The 16,887-nt window shown below is 67.9% G+C and carries 16 protein-coding genes, 2 pseudogenes and 1 riboswitch; of the genes and pseudogenes, 11 read left to right on the top strand and 7 right to left on the bottom strand.

Translation table 11 applies throughout. The annotated features are described in order from the left end of the window. Nucleotides 1-77 precede the first annotated feature (77 nt). Nucleotides 78-752, bottom strand: a complete 675-nt coding sequence (thiE, locus tag GYB83_RS03565) for a thiamine phosphate synthase (RefSeq protein ID WP_161894187.1) — start codon at nt 750-752, stop codon at nt 78-80. A 28-nt stretch (nt 753-780) separates the two neighbouring features. Further along, nucleotides 781-893, top strand: a riboswitch (TPP riboswitch). Here thiE and GYB83_RS03560 point away from each other — a divergent pair. From GYB83_RS03560 to GYB83_RS03550, 3 genes are all read left to right on the top strand, one after another. After that, the gene (locus GYB83_RS03560) at nt 882-1,892 is read left to right on the top strand and encodes an FAD-dependent oxidoreductase (protein WP_228461153.1); all 1,011 of its coding nucleotides are present in this window, start codon (nt 882-884) and stop codon (nt 1,890-1,892) included. Its footprint overlaps the riboswitch before it by 12 nt. 21 nt (nt 1,893-1,913) lie before the next feature. Beyond that, nucleotides 1,914-2,111: a sulfur carrier protein ThiS gene (thiS, locus tag GYB83_RS03555; RefSeq protein ID WP_161894186.1), complete on the top strand. Its 198-nt coding sequence runs from the start codon at nt 1,914-1,916 to the stop codon at nt 2,109-2,111. Further along, complete coding sequence (locus GYB83_RS03550; protein ID WP_161894185.1) at nt 2,104-2,862, top strand: thiazole synthase; 759 nt, start codon at nt 2,104-2,106, stop codon at nt 2,860-2,862. The genes thiS and GYB83_RS03550 overlap by 8 nt, the downstream gene beginning before the upstream one ends. A 641-nt stretch (nt 2,863-3,503) precedes the next feature. On the opposite strand, the gene GYB83_RS03545 is transcribed toward GYB83_RS03550, so the two are convergent. Beyond that, a complete protein-coding gene (locus tag GYB83_RS03545; RefSeq protein WP_161894184.1) occupies nt 3,504-4,460 on the bottom strand; it encodes a DMT family transporter in 957 nt (318 codons plus the stop codon). Between the two features lie 98 nt (nt 4,461-4,558). Here GYB83_RS03545 and GYB83_RS23515 point away from each other — a divergent pair. The 3 genes and pseudogenes from GYB83_RS23515 to GYB83_RS03530 all read left to right on the top strand — a co-directional run. Then, nucleotides 4,559-4,891 (top strand): annotated as a pseudogene (locus GYB83_RS23515) (ATP-grasp domain-containing protein); the annotation flags it as partial. Between the two features lie 34 nt (nt 4,892-4,925). Next, a pseudogene (locus GYB83_RS03535) lies at nt 4,926-6,166 on the top strand (IS3 family transposase). A 61-nt stretch (nt 6,167-6,227) separates the two neighbouring features. After that, a complete protein-coding gene (locus GYB83_RS03530; protein ID WP_161894183.1) occupies nt 6,228-7,052 on the top strand; it encodes an ATP-grasp domain-containing protein in 825 nt (274 codons plus the stop codon). Between the two features lie 3 nt (nt 7,053-7,055). On the opposite strand, the gene GYB83_RS03525 is transcribed toward GYB83_RS03530, so the two are convergent. Next, nucleotides 7,056-7,904 carry an alpha/beta fold hydrolase gene (locus GYB83_RS03525; protein ID WP_161894182.1) on the bottom strand — a complete coding sequence of 283 codons (849 nt, stop codon included), beginning with the start codon at nt 7,902-7,904 and terminating at the stop codon, nt 7,056-7,058. Further along, nucleotides 7,901-9,505 (bottom strand): hypothetical protein, encoded by a 1,605-nt coding sequence (locus GYB83_RS03520; protein WP_371864991.1) that lies wholly within the window; start codon nt 9,503-9,505, stop codon nt 7,901-7,903. Before GYB83_RS03520 ends, GYB83_RS03525 begins: the two co-directional genes overlap by 4 nt. Nucleotides 9,506-9,634: 129 nt before the next feature. Here GYB83_RS03520 and GYB83_RS03515 point away from each other — a divergent pair, with 129 nt between their 5' ends. Both GYB83_RS03515 and GYB83_RS03510 read left to right on the top strand, forming a co-directional pair. Continuing rightward, a complete protein-coding gene (locus GYB83_RS03515; protein WP_161894181.1) occupies nt 9,635-10,015 on the top strand; it encodes a carboxymuconolactone decarboxylase family protein in 381 nt (126 codons plus the stop codon). Nucleotides 10,016-10,046: 31 nt separating this feature from the next. Then, nucleotides 10,047-10,217 carry a DUF8730 family Cys-rich protein gene (locus GYB83_RS03510; RefSeq protein WP_371864990.1) on the top strand — a complete coding sequence of 57 codons (171 nt, stop codon included), beginning with the start codon at nt 10,047-10,049 and terminating at the stop codon, nt 10,215-10,217. Nucleotides 10,218-10,262: 45 nt separating this feature from the next. Here the strand turns inward: GYB83_RS03510 and GYB83_RS03505 are convergent, their stop codons facing one another. Beyond that, nucleotides 10,263-11,213: a LysR family transcriptional regulator ArgP gene (locus GYB83_RS03505; protein ID WP_161894179.1), complete on the bottom strand. Its 951-nt coding sequence runs from the start codon at nt 11,211-11,213 to the stop codon at nt 10,263-10,265. A gap of 79 nt (nt 11,214-11,292) precedes the next feature. Between GYB83_RS03505 and GYB83_RS03500 the strand changes: the two genes are divergently transcribed. Continuing rightward, nucleotides 11,293-11,922 carry a LysE/ArgO family amino acid transporter gene (locus tag GYB83_RS03500; RefSeq protein ID WP_228461207.1) on the top strand — a complete coding sequence of 210 codons (630 nt, stop codon included), beginning with the start codon at nt 11,293-11,295 and terminating at the stop codon, nt 11,920-11,922. A 103-nt stretch (nt 11,923-12,025) separates the two neighbouring features. Here GYB83_RS03500 and GYB83_RS03495 read toward each other — a convergent pair whose 3' ends face one another. Continuing rightward, complete coding sequence (locus GYB83_RS03495) at nt 12,026-13,312, bottom strand: acetyl-CoA C-acetyltransferase (RefSeq protein ID WP_161894177.1); 1,287 nt, start codon at nt 13,310-13,312, stop codon at nt 12,026-12,028. 139 nt (nt 13,313-13,451) lie between these two features. On the opposite strand from GYB83_RS03495, the gene GYB83_RS03490 reads away from it, so the two are divergent. Beyond that, nucleotides 13,452-14,090: a DUF998 domain-containing protein gene (locus GYB83_RS03490; RefSeq protein ID WP_161894176.1), complete on the top strand. Its 639-nt coding sequence runs from the start codon at nt 13,452-13,454 to the stop codon at nt 14,088-14,090. Here GYB83_RS03490 and GYB83_RS03485 read toward each other — a convergent pair. Beyond that, a complete protein-coding gene (locus GYB83_RS03485; protein WP_161894175.1) occupies nt 14,023-15,084 on the bottom strand; it encodes a metallophosphoesterase in 1,062 nt (353 codons plus the stop codon). The genes GYB83_RS03490 and GYB83_RS03485 overlap by 68 nt on opposite strands. A gap of 117 nt (nt 15,085-15,201) precedes the next feature. Between GYB83_RS03485 and GYB83_RS03480 the strand changes: the two genes are divergently transcribed. Continuing rightward, nucleotides 15,202-16,875 (top strand): alkaline phosphatase D family protein, encoded by a 1,674-nt coding sequence (locus GYB83_RS03480; RefSeq protein ID WP_161894174.1) that lies wholly within the window; start codon nt 15,202-15,204, stop codon nt 16,873-16,875. Nucleotides 16,876-16,887: the final 12 nt, after the last annotated feature.

Here is a 16,887-nt window from a genome sequence, read left to right as displayed (position 1 = left end):
CAGACCCGCAGCGGGGGGTCGGTCGAATCAGACCCCGCTGCGGCGGGCTACGAGAATCAGGTTCCACGTCATGGTCTTCATGACGCTAGCACTGCCTCACGCAGATCGGTAGCCGCTTTCCGCGGGGTGTCCGAGGCGGTGATCGCTCGGACCACCACGATGCGCGACGCGCCCGCCGCCGTGACCTCGGGGACGCGGGGCAGGTCGACACCGCCGATCGCGAACCACGGTTTGCCCAATGCCTCCGCGTGCGCCGCGCGAACCAGGTCGAGGCCGGTGGCGGCGCGTCCGGGCTTGGTCGGAGTCGTCCACAGCGGGCCGGTGCAGAAGTAGTCGATGTCGGCGTCGACTACGGCCGCCCGCATCTGGTCGGCGTCGTGGGTGGAGCGTCCGATGACGACGTGCGGCCCGACGACCGCGCGCGCGGCGGCGGGAGGCAGGTCGTCCTGCCCGAGGTGCAGGACGTCGGCGCCCGCCGCGTGCGCGATGTCGGCGCGATCGTTGACGGCGAGCAAGGCCCCGCCCGCGTGGGCCACGTCCCGCAGACCGGCGAGGATCTCCAGCTCCTGCTTCGCCTCGAGTTCCCCGAACCGCTTCGCTCCCGCCGACCCCTTGTCGCGGAGTTGGACGATGTCGACGCCGCCCGCGACCGCTTCCGCGACGAAGTCGAGAAGGTCGCCGCGTTCCCGGCGAGCGTCGGTGCACAGGTACAGGCGGGCGGTGGCGAGTGCGGTGCGCGGATCGGCTGGCATGGCGTCAACGGTAGGCTGCGTGGTGGAAGTGAGAAGACACGGGAGTCCGGGGCGCCGGGCTGAGAGTGCGATGCGGGCCGTCGCTGACCGTCTGACCTGATCCGGGTAATGCCGGCGAAGGGATGAATTGTGGGACCAACTCTGTCCGTCGTCGGAGCGGGCGCGATCGGGTTGTCGTGCGCGTTGGCCGCGGCCGACCGCGGCTGGGCGGTGACGATTCTCGACGCGGGAACCGATCGGCGTGCCGCGCATGTCGCGGGCGGGATGCTCGGCTGTTTCGGCGAGGGCCGTCCGGGCGAGGGCGACCTGCTCGACGTGTCCGTGACGTCGGCGGCCCGGTGGCCCGCATTCCTGGAACGACTCGGCAGGCCCGACGTCCGCACCGCGGACGACACGCTGCTCGTCGGCGCGTCGAGCACCGATCTCGCGGAGATCGACGACCAGGTGTCGTTCGTCCGGGCGCGATCGGCCGACGCGGCCATCGCTCCGCGCAGCGGGCCCGCCCTGCGGAGTTCTGAACCGATGCTCGCGCGCGGCTGCGCGGGCGGCTATCTCGTGTCGGGGGAGGGAGCGGTCGACAATCGCCGTCTGCTCGCAGCGCTGCGGTCCGCGCTCGTCGGCGCCGGAGCCGCGTTCGTCGATGCGGACGTCGAGGATCTGGACGATGTGCCCGGCGACCGGGTGCTCGTCGCGGCCGGTCTGCACACCCCGCGGTTGGTGCCGGGCGTCGAGGTGCGGGGTGAGAAGGGCGAGATCCTTCGGCTGCGACGCACGCGGTGGTCGGTCGCGCCGCCGTCCCGGGTGATCCGGGCGCGCTGGCACGGCAGGCCGGTCTATGTGGTGCCGCGCGAGGACGGCGTCGTCGTCGGCGCCACCCAGTACGAGGCGGTCGGGTCCGATGACCGGGCGCCGCAGGCGGGCGGTGTCGCCGACCTGCTCGCCGACGTCGGGGAACTGTTGCCGGGCCTACGGACTTACGAGCTGTCCGAGGTGTCGGCGGGGATCCGGCCGTCGTCCGTCGACGGCCTGCCGATGGTCCGCCGCGTGGACGACCGCGTGCTCGTCGCGACGGGGCACGGCCGCAACGGCATCGCTCTCAGTCCGTGGACGGCCGACCGCGTCGTCGAACTGCTCGCTTGACACCTACCCGAAGGAGAACCAGTGGAATTGACAGTCAACGGCGACACCGTCGTCGTGGAGGGCCCGGTGGACGTGCCGCGCCTGCTCGCGCACCTGGACTTGCCCGACACCGGTGTCGCGGTCGCCGTCAACGGCGTGGTGCGGCCGAAGGGCCGGTGGGGCGAGGAGATCGGCGAGTACTCCGAGATCGACGTGCTGACGGCGGTGCAGGGTGGCTGACGAGTTCGTCGTCGCGGGCAGGACGTTCTCGTCGCGCTTGATCATGGGGACGGGAGGGGCGTCGAACCTCGCCGTGTTGGAGCGGGCGCTGGTCGCGTCGGGAACGGAGCTGACGACGGTCGCGATGCGTCGGGTCGACCCGACCGCGGGGACCGGCGTGCTCGATCTGCTGCGTCGGCTCGACATCGCGGTCCTGCCGAACACGGCGGGCTGCCACACCACGGCCGAGGCCGTGTTGACGGCGCAGCTCGGTCGGGAGGCGGTGGAGACCGACCTCGTCAAGCTCGAGGTGGTGGCCGATGACCGGACGCTCCTGCCCGATCCTCTCGAACTCGTCGATGCGGCCGCCGCTCTCGTGGCCGACGGGTTCCGGGTGATGGCGTACACGAACGACGATCCGGTCCTGGCTCTCCGGTTGGAGGATGCGGGAGTCGCGGCGGTGATGCCGCTCGGGGCTCCGATCGGCACGGGACTCGGCATCGCGAACCCGCACAACATCGAGATGATCGTGTCCCGAGCGAGTGTTCCCGTGGTGTTGGACGCCGGGATCGGGACGGCGTCCGACGCCGCTCTCGCTATGGAGCTCGGGTGTGACGCCGTGCTGTTGGCTAGCGCCGTGACCCGCGCCGACGACCCGGAGGTCATGGCGGAGGCGATGGCGCACGCCGTGAAGGCGGGTCGTCTGGCTTCCCGTGCCGGCCGGATTCCGAAGCGCTTCTGGGCCCAGGCGTCGAGTCCGGCCCGCGACTGACGAGTCACGCTGCCGCGTCGGCGTGGCTGGTCAGCGTCCTCCGCGCGTGTGACCCTGCCCGTCGGCGCCCACCACGGTCACCGCAGACGAGCAGAGCATGAGCCCGACCGTCGCCGAGCTCGCGGGTCCGGTGAACCCAAGCCGAGCGCTGTGCCGTGGACCGCGACCGTATCCCTTCCACTGTGGCCGCATTCTTCGCCTCACCCGGCGTCGACCACAGCACCCGACGAGCCAACACGGCCTTCTCGGCCGAGTCCAACGGCACCCGCTTGTCCACGGCAGCGATACCAAGACCGACTGGGTCTGCCATCACCGCCGACAGCGACCCGTCCCGCATCCGTCGCCGAATGTCAGTGAGCGACGGTACGGTCACCGATAGGTGCTGCGCCAAGTCCACCGCCTACTCGGTCCCCCAGTGGGGTCGAGTGGTTCGGTTCGCCCGGACCGGGCGCTATCAAGTTGTCAAAGGACGTGCAGCTCCTCGCGCTACCGAAGAACTACATCCATGATATGGATCACCTCTGACAAAAACGTATGTTCGACTTGTAGTCCGAACGGATGAACGTCGAAGGTGCTGGTTGGGCTGCGTTCTTCCGCGTGGCGGCCGGATGTCGCGACGCGCTGCGCACGAGCGGAGAGTGTCAGTCGGAGACCGCGCCCTGTTCGCGACCGCGGCGCCAGCCGCCCTTCTCGGGCGGGGCTTCGCCGAAGTGGTCGGGGTCGCCGGTGCCGTACCAGGCGACGAGGACCGCGCCGATCACGGCGCCGATGAATCCGACGACGGCGAGCCAGCCGAGGCCTTCGCGGGCCGCGTCGCCGAGGAAGGTGACTCCGATGATGCTCGGCGCGGCGGTCTCGAACACGACGAGGAGCGCGGTCACGCCGTTCACGGCTCCGACCTGCAGTGCGACGGTCTGGACGTAGAAGCCGACGGCGCCCGCGACGGCGATCGACCAGGCGGCCGGGTCGGTGAGGAGTGCGACGAGGTCGAACGGTTCCATGCCGTCGAGGACGCGGACGGCGATCGCGATGATGCCGAAGCACAGGCCGGACGCCGCACCGCCGACTATCGCCGCGTACTTCCCGAGCGTGTACACGCCGAGGAGTGCGACGGCGGCGACGATGATCGTCGCGACCAGCAGACCCCAGTGGAACGTGCGGGACGCTTCGTCGTGCGCGTGCTTCGCCGACGACACGCCCAACATGAACAGCGATAGGACGACCAGCCAGATCGCGACCCAGTCGCGGGTGTGGAGGGTGATGTTCAGCAGGAGCGTGCCGAGCAGTGCCGTGACGACGAGGTTGGCGGCGACGATCGACTGCGCGAGGAACAGCGGCAGGAATCGGGCCGCGAGGGCTCCGCCCGCGAAGCCGACGATCACCATGACGGTGCCGAGGATGAAAGCGGGATCGGCGATCGTCGACATCGTCGACGAGACCGACGGCGCGGCTCCGCCGTCTTCGAGCGCCTGGACGTCGTTCTTGCCGTCCTCGCGCATCTCGAGTGCGACGCGACGCGCCCCGAGTGCGCGAAGCACAGTCGACACGCCGTACGCGACGGCCGCCATGGCTGCCGCGATGACTCCGATAGCGAACAACGCAGAAATCCCCAATCTGACCGCGGGCCTGACGATCCCACTGTTGATCGATTGCCCACGCTACACGTGCGTCACAGGGCTGTGTTTACTCTGTATCTGTGGCCTCTGGTACTCGCAGACATGTCCTGATCACGTTCGCGCGGTCATTCCTGACGCTCAACTTGGCCCGACTCATGGCCGCCGCAGGCCATCAGGTGACTGTCGTCGACAGTCTCGCGGTGGGCGTGAGCAGGTATTCGAACGCGGTGAGCGGCTTTCACAAGGTGAGCCCGCCGAAGTTCAAACCGCAGGAGTACTGCCGTGAGTTGGCGGCGATCGTCGAACGCGAAAAGGTCGACATCGTCATCCCGATCCACGAAGAGACGGACATTCTCGCAATGATGGCGGGCCTGTTCCCGGACACCGTCGAACTGAATCGTCCCGGGTTTGATGGAGACAGGTTTGACCGGAAGGGACACTTGTTTCATGCCTCGCCCATCGAAGTACTCACCCGAGTTGCGGGACCGTGCCACACGCATGGCCATCGATGCTCGGAAGGATCCCGAGACCGCGCCCGGAGCTCTGGCCCGGATCGCTAAGCAACTCGACATCAACCCCGAAACCCTGCGGAACTGGGTCCGTCGCGTCGAAGACGGCCAAGCCGAATCGCCTGGGATTGAAACGATTTCCGATATTGAGCGGATCCGCTTGTTGGAGAACGAAGTTCGAGAGCTGCGTCGGGCGAACGAGATCTTGAAGACGGCGTCGGCTTTCTTCGCGGCCGAGCTCGACCGGCCACACCGCTGATCGTCGCCTTCATCGATCAGCACCGACATCGATGGCCCGTCGAGGCGATCTGCACCGCTCTGACCGAGGCTGGCTGCGCGATCGCGCCATCGACTTATTACGCCGCCCGCACCCGGCCACCGTCGGCCAGAGCAGTGCGAGACGAGTACCTCAAGACCCAGATCATGCGGGTCTATGAGGCCACCGGCGGAATCTACGGACAACGCAAGATCCGCGCCGCACTGCGCATGGAGGGGATCACCGTAGCCAAGTGCACTATCGAACGACTATGCGCTGACCTGGGGATCCGGGGCGTCGTGCGGGGCAAGTTCCCACGGACCACCCGCCCGGCACCGGAAACGGCGCGTCCGGCCGATCTGGTCGACCGCACATTTCACGCTGACGCGCCGAATCAGCTGTGGGTTGCCGACATCACGTACGTGCGGACCGAGGTCGGATGGGTGTACGTAGCGTTCGTGTTGGACGTGTTCTCCCGGATGATCGTCGGGTGGCAGACCTCGACCCGCATGTTCGCTGACCTCGCGATCGACGCCCTGGCGATGGGATTGTGGCTGCGCCGGCGGTCCGGTCAAGACCTAACCGCGCTGATCCATCACTCCGACCGCGGGGTGCAATACCGAGCCATCCGCTACACCCAGGCCCTCGATGAAGCCGGCGCCATCGCCTCAGTCGGCTCGCGCGGGGACTCCTACGACAACGCGATGGCCGAAGCCCTGAACTCGTTGTACAAGCACGAGCTGATCTACAAGAAAGGACCGTGGACAAGCACCAACGCCGTCGAGATCGCCACCGCCGAATGGGTCCACTGGTACAACACCACCCGCCTGCACTCGGCCTTGGACTACCAACCACCCGCCGCGGCCGAAGCCGACTACTGGACCCAGAATCGGGCCCGCGAACTCACCTCACAGAACAACTGATCGGTCTCCAACAAACTCGGGTCTTGACAAACTGTTCCTCTCGCCTTTCGAGGTGGAGGACATGCTGCACAACAAGCTGGCTTATCAACGGGCGCTGGTCGACCGTGGATTCGACACGCTGAAGTTCATGGAACTGGCGGGACCGGACGACGTCGCGAAACTCGACTTCACCACCCCGTTCGCGATCAAGCAGGCGTATTCACGGGGTTCGCAGACGATCTACAAGGCCCATCCGGGCGACGATCTGAGCTATCTCGAGTTCGATCCGACGAATCCGTGGATCGCGCAGGAATGGCTCGAGGGCGACCGGTACTGCACGTATTCGGTGTGTCGTGACGGCGAGGTGTACGCGCACGCCACCTACCCCGTCGACTACGCGATCGACGGGAAATCGTGCCTGACCTTCGAACACGTCGACCACGAAGGGATCCTGGAGTGGACGCGCGAGCTCGTGAAGTCGGTGAACTTCACCGGGCACATGGGCTTGGACTTCATCGATCACCCCGAGCGGGGGCTGTACACGATCGAATGCAATCCGCGCGGAACCAGCGGAATCATGATGTTCACGCGTGAACAGCGGGTGGATCGCGCGTTCTTCGGCGAGAACACCGAACTGATCACGCCTCCGCCCGGCCGGACGACGATGATCGGCGCGGGCATGTTGCTGTTCGGCTGGAAGAAGGACGCCTACCCGGACAACACGTTCAAGAAGTTCTGGGCCAAGATGCGGTCGTCGAAGGACGTCATCATCGATCCCCTCGACCGTAAACCCGCCGCGATGATGCCGCTGGCGTACGCAGGCATCATGCGGCAGGCGCGGAAGTACGGTGTCGGCGTCGACGGCGGGTTCATGCACGACCACGAGTGGGACGGCCGCCCGATCTGACCCTTACGGTGTCGCCAGCGACGTGCAGAAGTCGACGACGTGCGAGGCGGCGCGGTGCGCGGGATCGAGCATGAGGCCGCCGTGCCCTTCGCCGTCGACGAGCAGCCACCGCGAGTCGGGGATGTGCGACGCCGCCTCCCGCGACCCGGACGGCGGGAAGAAGACGTCGTCCTCGAAGCCGACGACGAGGGTCGGACAGTCGATGGCGGTGAGGCGGTCGAGGGTCGGTTCGCCCGCGCTCATCCACGCCCACGACGCCGCCGTCTGGCCGTGTTGACCCGCGGGAGACGTCCAGACGTCGGATGCCGAGGCCAGGATGTCGCGCCATACTCCGACCTGGGCGTTGTCGCGCAAGGTCGACGGCGCCAACGTGGTCATGAGCTGCTCGAACAGCGAGACCGACGCCGGAACGCCGCCGAGTCTCTCGATGAGGTCGAGTTCCATCCGATTCACGACCTCGCCGATCACGGACGACCGCAGGCCGCCGATCATCGCCAGCCCGACGACGCGGCCGGACCACACGTCGAACAATGCCTGTGACACGTAGCAGCCCATCGAGTACCCGACGAGGATCGCCTCGTCGACGTCGAAGTGGCCGAGGACGCTCGCCGCGTCTGCGGCCATCCCGTGGACGGTGTACGGGGCGGGCGGCGCGGAGGACGGGGCGACACCGCGTGCCGCGTACGTGATCACGCGGAACCCGGCGTCGGCCAACCTCTCGGGAAGGCCGCTGAAAGCCCATGAGCCGGGCGGCATTCCGAGGCCGGGGGACAGGAGGACCGCCGGACCGTCACCGGTGGACGACGCCCAGATCTCGATGCCGTCGCCGACGTCGACGAGGGCGCCGCTCATCGGATCACCAGGCTCGTCGTGGTGGCGCTGAGGGTGATCGGGGCGATGGCCTCGCCTCGCATCCAGTCGCGCACGAACGCCGCGATCGCCGTGTCTGACGCCCGTCTCGCGAATGTCGCGTCGTCGAGTGCGACGGCTCCGACGAGATGGCGTGGGGTGGACGTCAGTCCAGGTCGGCTCGGCGTCATCCGCATGCCGTCCGCGGTGTGCAGGAGCACCGGGATCCGGGCGCCGGTCGGGGTCACGACCACCGCGGGGCGGGTGGTGACGGCGGGATCGAACGCGGTCACCTGCAGTCGATAACCCGAACGCGGCGCCGTCAGACCGACCCGGTCGAGCAGTCGCGGGTCGACGACGCTGTAGGGCAGTCCGATGTCGATGAGCGTCTGCCCGTCGACCACGGCCTTCCGCGACGGCAGTGAGGCCGAGAGGTTCCACGGGACCGGGTCGGCGAGAGTCTCCGACGATCGGTCGGACGGCGAGTTCTGCAGCGGTCTTCCGGGCAGCGGGCCGCCGGTCGCGGTGAACGACCAGGCCGTCGCGTGCAGTGCCTTGTGCCAGAATCCCACCGCCCCGGCCCGGGCGCCCGCGACGCGCAGTTCCCTCTTCTCCACGCCCGGCCCGGTCGCGACGACGGTGATCGTCGACGTGATCCGGCCGGGGATCTTGGGCTGGCGCGCCCAGTCGGGAGCGGGGAGCTGGACGGCGGCCGTCGAGCGGTCCCACGTCTCGGTCGTGAGGTCGGTGGCGCTCGGCTTGCCCCGCTGCGACTCCCAGCTGTAGCGGAAGAAGACGGAGTCGGAGCCGGACGAATCGAAGTCGAATGTGCGGGTGAACATGTCGCCGTACTTGTTCATCACGAACATCGTCGACGCGGCCGCCGACAACGATGTGGACCGGAAGCGTCCGCCGAGCGGTCCGCCGACTTCGTAACTGTCGTCGTTGGGGAGCCACGGGTCGGCGTAGGTGATGCGGCTGCCGTCGCCGGTCAACGACGGGATCATCGTCATCTTGGCCTGGCCGCTCGGATGCACCCGGCCCGCGATGTCCTGGTACACGCGGTTGTCGGACGGTGACGTGACCGACAGCGCCCATCCTCCCGTCTTCCGACCCGGCAGCGTGCGGCCCGGTGCAGTCCACAGCATCGCGCCCCACGCCGACGTCCAATTCCACAGGCGCGGAGACTGATTCACGTTGTCCATCGTGTAGATCCAGCCCTGGGCGTCGATGCCGACGAGTTCGTCGTCGTCGAGCGAGATGGCGACGAGACGGTCGGACAGGCACGACGGCAGCGGGACCGCGCGCCACTGCGTCGTCGACCGGGGCCGTGCGATCAGCCGGTGGCCCACGAGCGCGAACTCCCAGTGCAGATTGAACTGCGCGGTCTCCGTCCGCAGCTCCACTCGCTGTGGCGCCCGCGAGCCCGTGTATCGCGGGAACGTTTCCAAGCCTGCCCGGCTGCCCGTCGCGGGGGCGCCCGGCGGCAGTTGCGCCGTCCCGAAGGGCACGCACGACGCCGGTCCCGCATGCGCTGTCGTCGGGACGGACAGGCCGATCACGGCGGCGGCGACAGCGAGCAACGACACGACGCGCAGTTTCACATTCGGAGAATAGCGCGAACGCCGCCGTGCCCGGCCGGTGCAGCCGGGACCGTTGTTCACCTAACCCCCGTGGGGGATATGGTAGGTTCGAATTAACCCCCTAGGGGGATATGGTCGGAAGGAGACGACATGAACGATCATGATTCGCCGCATGGCAAGCAGGTGCTGCGTGACCTGGCACCGTTGCACCGAGAGCTGCGTCGGGCGATTCCCGACGTCTACCAGGGGTGGGGCGCGCTCTCGAAGGCTGCATTCGCCGACGGTGCACTCGACCGCAAGACGAAGGAGTTGGTGGCACTCGCCATCGGCGTCGTCGAGGGTTGTGACGGCTGCGTCGCGTCCCACGGTCAGGCGGCGGCACGCGCGGGTGCCACGCCGCAGGAGGCTGCCGAAGCGATCGGCGTCACCTTCCTGATGCACGGTGGGCCCGCCACTGTGCACGGTGCGCGCGCCTTCGAGGCGTTCTGCGAATTCGTTGAAGCCATCGATGCGGGCGAAGCGCCCGCCTGACCCATCAGGAGATACACGAATGTGTCATGCGGTGAAGTGCACGACGTGTGGAAAGACCACGTGGTCGGGCTGCGGCAGCCACGTCGCACAGGTCAAGGCATCGGTGCCCGCCACGCAGTGGTGCGCGGGCGGACACTCCGCCGCAGAGAAGGCCGCGGCGAAGTCCGCGCGGGGCAGCTTCCTCGGGAGGCTGTTCCGCTGACGGACCGCCGGGGAGGGTCGCAATCGTGCGAGGCGCCCGGCGCGGTCAGCGGCCGCCGGAGGGAACCGGGGCGAGACCGCGCCTGGGCGGGACGAGGTTCCGGGCCGCGTGGTCGACGACGAGTTCGGTGAGGGCCGTGACCAGTGGCGAGCGCAGTTTCCAGTGCTGCCAGAACAGTGGCACGTCGATCGGCTTGCGTGACAGCGGAACCAGTCTGCGACCGATCTGCTCGTCGTCGATCTCCACCTCGGGGACCGCGCCCCAGCCGATGCCTGCCTGGATGGCGCGGCGGTACTCCGAGGCCGCCGGGATGTAGTTGACCGGCGGCGAGATCGGCTCGGACACGAGGTGTTTGAGTGCCTTGATCTGCAGGTGGTCCTTGCGGTCGAACATCACCATCGGCGCGTGCCGCATGTCGCGAGCGCGGACGCCGTTCGGCAGCCACCGATCGATGAACTCGGGTGACGCGACGGGGAAGTACCGCAGCGAGCCCAACTCGACGGTCTTGCAGCCGCGTACCACCGTCGGCTCCGACGTCACCGCGCCGACCACGTCGCCGGCCCGAAGCATGGCCGTCGTGACGCTCTCGTCGTCGCGGTGCAGGTCGATCGACACGGGGTGCGCGCCGTGGAACTCGGCGACCACCGGCAGGAACCAGGTGGCGAGCGAGTCGGCGTTGCACGCGACGGCGATCGTCACGCGGGGCAGCAGGCGGGGGTCGACGTCGGGCTCGTGCGCGATCCCCGTCAACTCGCCCTGCGCCTCGGCGACCAGCAGGGACCACTGCTCACCGAGCCTTGCGAGCACCTCGCCGTCGGGCGTCGCGGTCACCGGTTTGACACGTCTGACGAGGACTCGGCCGACCGACTGCTCCAGCGCTTTGATCCGCTGACTCACGGCCGACGGTGTGACGTGCAGCGATGCGGCGGCCGCCTCGAACGTTCCCTCGCGTAGTACCGCGCTGAGGGTGACGAGGCCTTCTGCGGAGACGTCCATGCCAGAAATCACAGTTACTGATTCTAATCTTTCCTAAGAATCAGTTGATGGACTAATGATCGTGCGGTTCCTAACGTCGATGTACGTGACCACGACTTTCCTGCTCGCCGCGCTCGCCGGCCTTCTCACCGGAGCGGGCCTCATCATCGCGATCGGACCTCAGAACGTGTACGTGATCCGACAAGGGATCAGCGGCTCGTATGTGCTTCCGGTGATCGCCGTGTGCGTCGTGTCCGACATCGTCCTCATCAGCGCGGGCACGGTCGGACTCGGCGCCGTCGTCGCCTCGCATCCGGAGGTCGTCAGCATCGCCAAGGTGATCGGCGGTGTGTACCTGATGCTGCTCGGAGTGTTCGCCGCCCGCCGAGCATGGCGTCCGACGCCGACCTCGACGACCAACGACGACCCCGGCCGCACGCGCGGACTGTGGGTGGCGCTCGGCACGGCGCTGGCTCTGACCTGGCTGAACCCGCACACGTACCTCGACACCGTGCTCACGCTCGGCTCCATCGCGAACAGCCACGCCGACGCCAAATGGGCGTTCACCGTGGGCGCGTGCATCGCCAGCATCGTCTGGTTCCTCGCCCTCGGATTCGGCGCCAAGAAGATGGCGCCGATGTTCTCCTCCGTCCGTGCGTGGCGGGTGCTCGACTCGATCATCGCCGTCGTCATGGTCGGGCTCGGTGGCGGCCTGATCGCGATGAGCTGACCGGTGTCCCGAACTGCAAGACCATTGCACGAGTATTCATAATCCAATGGTGGTTGAGCATGCTGACGTAGTCATCTATGCAACGAACTTCAGGTTCGGGACACTAGACAGACTCGAGGATCAGTGCGACGGACATCCCGCTGCCCGCGCAGATCGAGACGAGACCTCGGGAGCCTGGCTTCTGTGAGATGAGCTTGGCGAGGGTGCCGACAATGCGGCCGCCCGTCGCGCCGAACGGGTGACCTGTCGCGGGGGAGCCGCCGTGGACGTTCAGCTTCGACCGGTCGATCTCGCCGAGCGTCGCATGGCCGAGATGCTCGCGGCAGAAGTCGTCGTCGGCCCACGCGGCGAGCGTGGAGCACACCTGTGACGCGAACGCCTCATGGATCTCGTAGAAGTCGAAGTCCTGCAAGGCCAGATCGTTGCGGCGCAGCAGCTCGTCCACCGCGTACACCGGAGCCATCAGCACGCCCTCCGACTTCGGGTCGCCGTCCACATAGTCGACGGCCCAGCTCTGGGCGTCGACGATGCGGGCCAGCGGTGTCAGCCCGCGCTCGGCCGCCCATGCCGGACTGCCGAGGAGGACGCTCGACGCTCCGTCGGTCAGGGTGGTGGAGTTGGCCGCCGTCATGGTGCCGTCGGCGCCGCCGAAGCACGGTGACAGTCCGGCGAGGCGTTCGGCGGTGAGTCCACGCCTCATGTTGTCGTCCTGTGCGAGGCCCGCGAACGGGGTGACGAGGTCGTCGAAGAATCCGTCGTCGTAGGCGGCGGCGAGATTCTCGTGGGAAGCCAGCGCGATCTCGTCCTGCTCCTGACGTCCGATGTTCCACGCCGCGCCGGTGATCGCCTGGGCCGCACCGGGAACGAGGTGCGTACGTCGTTCGGACGGGCTGGGGATGTCGAAGTCGATCGACAGGGGGATCTGAGCTGCTTCGCGAAGCCGGTCGCCGAGGGAGCGTGCCGCGTTCACCTTGACGAGACGATTCCGCAGTCGCGGGCCGAAGCCGATCGGCGGGTCGGACGTCGTGTCCGCGCCACAGGCGACGCCCGACTCGATCTGGCCGCACGCGATCTTGTTGGCGATGTGAACGATCGCCTGTCCGCCGGTCGCGCACTGCTGCTGCACGTCGACCGTCGGCGTCATGCGTGAGAGCGAGGAGTCCATGAGCGCTTCCCTCGTGAGGCTGTGGTCGCGCGCGAGCTTCACGACGGCGCCGCCCGCCACCTCGCCGAGGCGTTGACCCGCGAGGTCGTAGCGGTCGATCAGTCCGCCGAGCGCGGCGGTGAGCATCGACTGGTTCGTCTCGCCGAGGTACGCCCCGTTCGACCGTGCGAACGGGATCCGATTGCTGCCGAGGACGAGGACGTCGGTCAGGGTGCGGTCACTCATGGGCGTTGACGGTAGCAACGACTCACCGCAATCTTGCCATCGGGTGATGAAACGGTTTCTGTTGACTGATTGGACTCCGAGCGCGGCGACGAGGCCGGTGGCGTGCGGGCGTACCGTGAGCCGGGTGTGGGGAGAGAGGATGCGGGGAGCAGCGGCGACCGCTGCGCTCGTGATCGCGGGCGTCGCCTACTCGTCATGGGTCTTCGACTTCATCGTCCCGACCGGCCGCGACCGGTTCCGTTCGTTCCTCTCCGAACTCGAGGAGCCCGACGTCCCCTGTCATCGCGTCTACGAGTACGGGGACATCGTCGCCGGTGGCGCCGCGGTGGCGGCGGCGTTGATCCTGGTGACGCTCGGGCTTCGGGGAGTCGGAGCCAGGACCGCTGTCGCGGCCGTCGGGGTCTTCGGCGTCGCGACCGTCGCCGACGCACTGTCCCCGATGGGAACGGCGCCGCTCGTCCACGCCGCGACGAGCGCGATCGCCGTCTTCTCCTTGTTCGTCACGATGATCGCGGCGACCTGGTCGGCGTACCGCGAGGGCAGCTGGCCGATCTTGAAGACATCCGGCGCGGCGGTGTTCGCCCTGGTGACGGTCGCGACCGGTTGGATGCTCGGGTCGGACCGTCTCCAGGGCGATTACCTGCTCGGCCTGGCTCAGCGAATCCAAGTGGGATCGATGAGCGTGTGGCTGATCGTGTGGGGTATCTCGCTCAGCGTCGGTACGTGGTGGAGTACGCGGCCCGGGCCGAACCCGAGACCGGAACCTCGTACGCGGTGAGTCGCAGGCTCGTCGGCGTGACGTCGAGCGTCATGAAGCCGCGGTCCTTGTAGTTCTCGTACTTGGCGCGGAACTGCTTCGACGACGACTTGTTGACCACCTTGGCCGCCGCGCCCGACACGATCTGACGCGTCCCCTTCAGACCCGAGACGTTCTCGAGGATCTGCTGGCTGTGGTCGTGGCCGGAGAACAGGAACTGCGCTTTGCCCGCGATGTGGCGTTCGATGAAATCCTTCGCAGCCTGGCCGTTCAGCGGCGCGGGGAGTCCGTCGAAGTCGCCAGCCGGACCGTGCGGCCCGTTGTTCGCGTACGGGTGATGGGTGCAGACGATCTTCCACGGAGCCTTCGACGCCGCGAGTGCCTTGTCGAGCCAGCGCGCCTGGCGCGTCATGTAGTGACCACCTGGCTCCCATTCCGGCGAGAACACCGGGGGAATATACGCAGCGAGCGGATTGAGGTCGACGATGAAGAAGTCGGCGACCCCGAGCGACACGGAGTAGTAGCGCGACGGCATGTACCAGCGGCGCGACCGATTGTGGTACTTCACCTCAGCGTCGCCGCGGAGCAGCCAGCCGCCGTCACCGGGGAAGACCGCGGTGTTGTCATGGTTGCCGAGCGTCATCAGCCACGGGAAGTCCAGGCCCGCGTTGGGCTTTTCGAACTTCGTCTGGAATTGATGATCGTCCGGCCCCTTCGGACCGGACTCGTAGATGTTGTCGCCGAGACCGACCGCGACGTCGAACGACCGTGCGGCGTGCAGCTTGCGGGCCGCGGCGGTGACCGCGAACTGCGGCTTCTCTCCGGTGCCTGCGTCGCCCGTGACGAGCACGCGCAGGGCGTCGGACTTCCGGGGCAACGGGAAGCGGCCCGCGGCGGACGCGGTGGGTGCGCCGACGCCCGTGGCGGCGACGGTGGCCGCGCCTGCGACGACTGCGGCTCCGGCGAGGAATGTGCGACGGTCGGGTCCGACCGATTCGGGGCTGTTCTCGATCATGCGATCCACTTTCCCATGAATCGATGAACGGCACATGACCGTCGGGCATACCTACGACGATCCGTAGTTACGGATGCGTTCACCATCGGGTCATCCGGCTGTGGGAAGGTCCCCGGTATGTCTGACACAGCTTCCACTTCCTTCTCTCGCCGCGGCTTCATCGGAGCCGCGGGAGCGGGCGCCATCGCCGTGGGACTGCCCCTCGCGGCCGGGGTCGCGCCCGCGCCCGCGTCGGCAGGCGCCGCGGGAGCCTTCCGTCACGGCGTCGCCTCCGGAGACCCGCTGCCCGGCGGCGTCATCCTGTGGACCCGCGTGACTCCTACCAGCGACGCGACCCCCGGATCGGGTCGAGGGGGCGCGTCGACCCTCACATGGGAGATCGCCTCGGACCGAGGCTTCTCCCGGATCGTGGCGTCCGGTTCGACGAGCACCGACGCCTCCCGTGATCACACGGTCAAGGTCGACGCGGCGGGTCTGAGCCCGGCCGCCGTCTACTGGTACCGGTTCCGCGTGACCGGCGGCCCCGCGGCGGGAGCGGTCTCGCCGGTCGGGCGGACCAAGACCGCGCCCGCGGCCGGTGCGGACGTCGCGCAGGTTCGCTTCGGAGTCGCAAGCTGTGCCAACTGGGAGGCGGGATACTTCGGCGCCTACCGCTTCCTCGCCGCACGCACAGACCTCGACGCCGTCGTCTTCCTCGGCGACTACATCTACGAGTACGCGCCGGGCGAGTACGGCGGCAAGCACGGATCGGTCCGCACGCACGAACCCAAGCACGACATCGTCTCCCTGTCGGACTATCGGATCCGCCACGGTCAGTACAAGACCGACCGCGACCTGCAGGCCGCCCACGCGCAGCACCCGTTCATCGTCACGTGGGACGACCACGAGGTGGCCGACAACCAGTGGAAGGGCGGGGCCGAGAACCACAAACCCTCGCAGGGGTCGTGGACGCAGCGCAAGGCGCACGCCGACCGGGCGTACTACGAGTGGATGCCGGTCCGACCGCAGGTCAGCGCCGACAATCGCCACATCTACCGCCGTCTCGCCTACGGCAAGCTCCTCGAGCTGAACATGCTCGATCTGCGGACGTACCGCGACAAGGAGGCAGGCCGCTTCTCGCCGGAGGCCGATGATCGCAAGCGCACGATCATGGGTCGTCGCCAGATGGAGTGGGTCAAGGGCGGCATCACCACGTCGACGGCGACGTGGCAGATCGTCGGGAACTCGGTGATGATCGCGCCGATCCTCGTCCCGCCGCTCGACCCGGCGCGCACCAAGGAGCTGACGACGCTCATCGGCGTTCCCGAGAACGGTGTCGCGTTCAACGGCGACCAGTGGGACGGCTACACCAAGGACCGTCGGACGCTGCTCGACGCGATCGACCGAGCGGGCAAGAAGAACGTCGTGTTCATCACCGGCGACATCCACATGTCGTTCGCCAACGACGTCCCGCGCAATCCCGCGAACTACCCCGGCGCGGGAACCTCGGCCACCGAGTTCGTCGTGACCTCGGTGACCTCGAACAACGTGGACGACATGGTGTCGCTGCCGGAGCATTCGCCGGTCGGCGGGGCGGCGTCGACGGCACTGGAGACGCTGAATCACCACATCCGCTGGGTCGACACCGACGCTCACGGCTACGCGGTCATGACCGTCACCCCGGCCGCCGCGCAGATGGACTGGTACTTCCTCGTCGACCGCGCCGATCCCCGCACCGGGCAGTACCGCGGCCAGTCGTGGAAGGTCCGGTCGGGCACCCGACGCATGGTGAAGGCGAGCGGTCCGGCGTAAGACTGCCCGTCG

It is taken from the genome of Gordonia spumicola, from assembly GCF_009932475.1.
Taxonomy (GTDB): domain Bacteria; phylum Actinomycetota; class Actinomycetes; order Mycobacteriales; family Mycobacteriaceae; genus Gordonia; species Gordonia spumicola.
The sequence above is the reverse complement of the archived record's forward strand: the minus strand, read 5'-3'. Positions and strand labels throughout refer to the sequence as shown.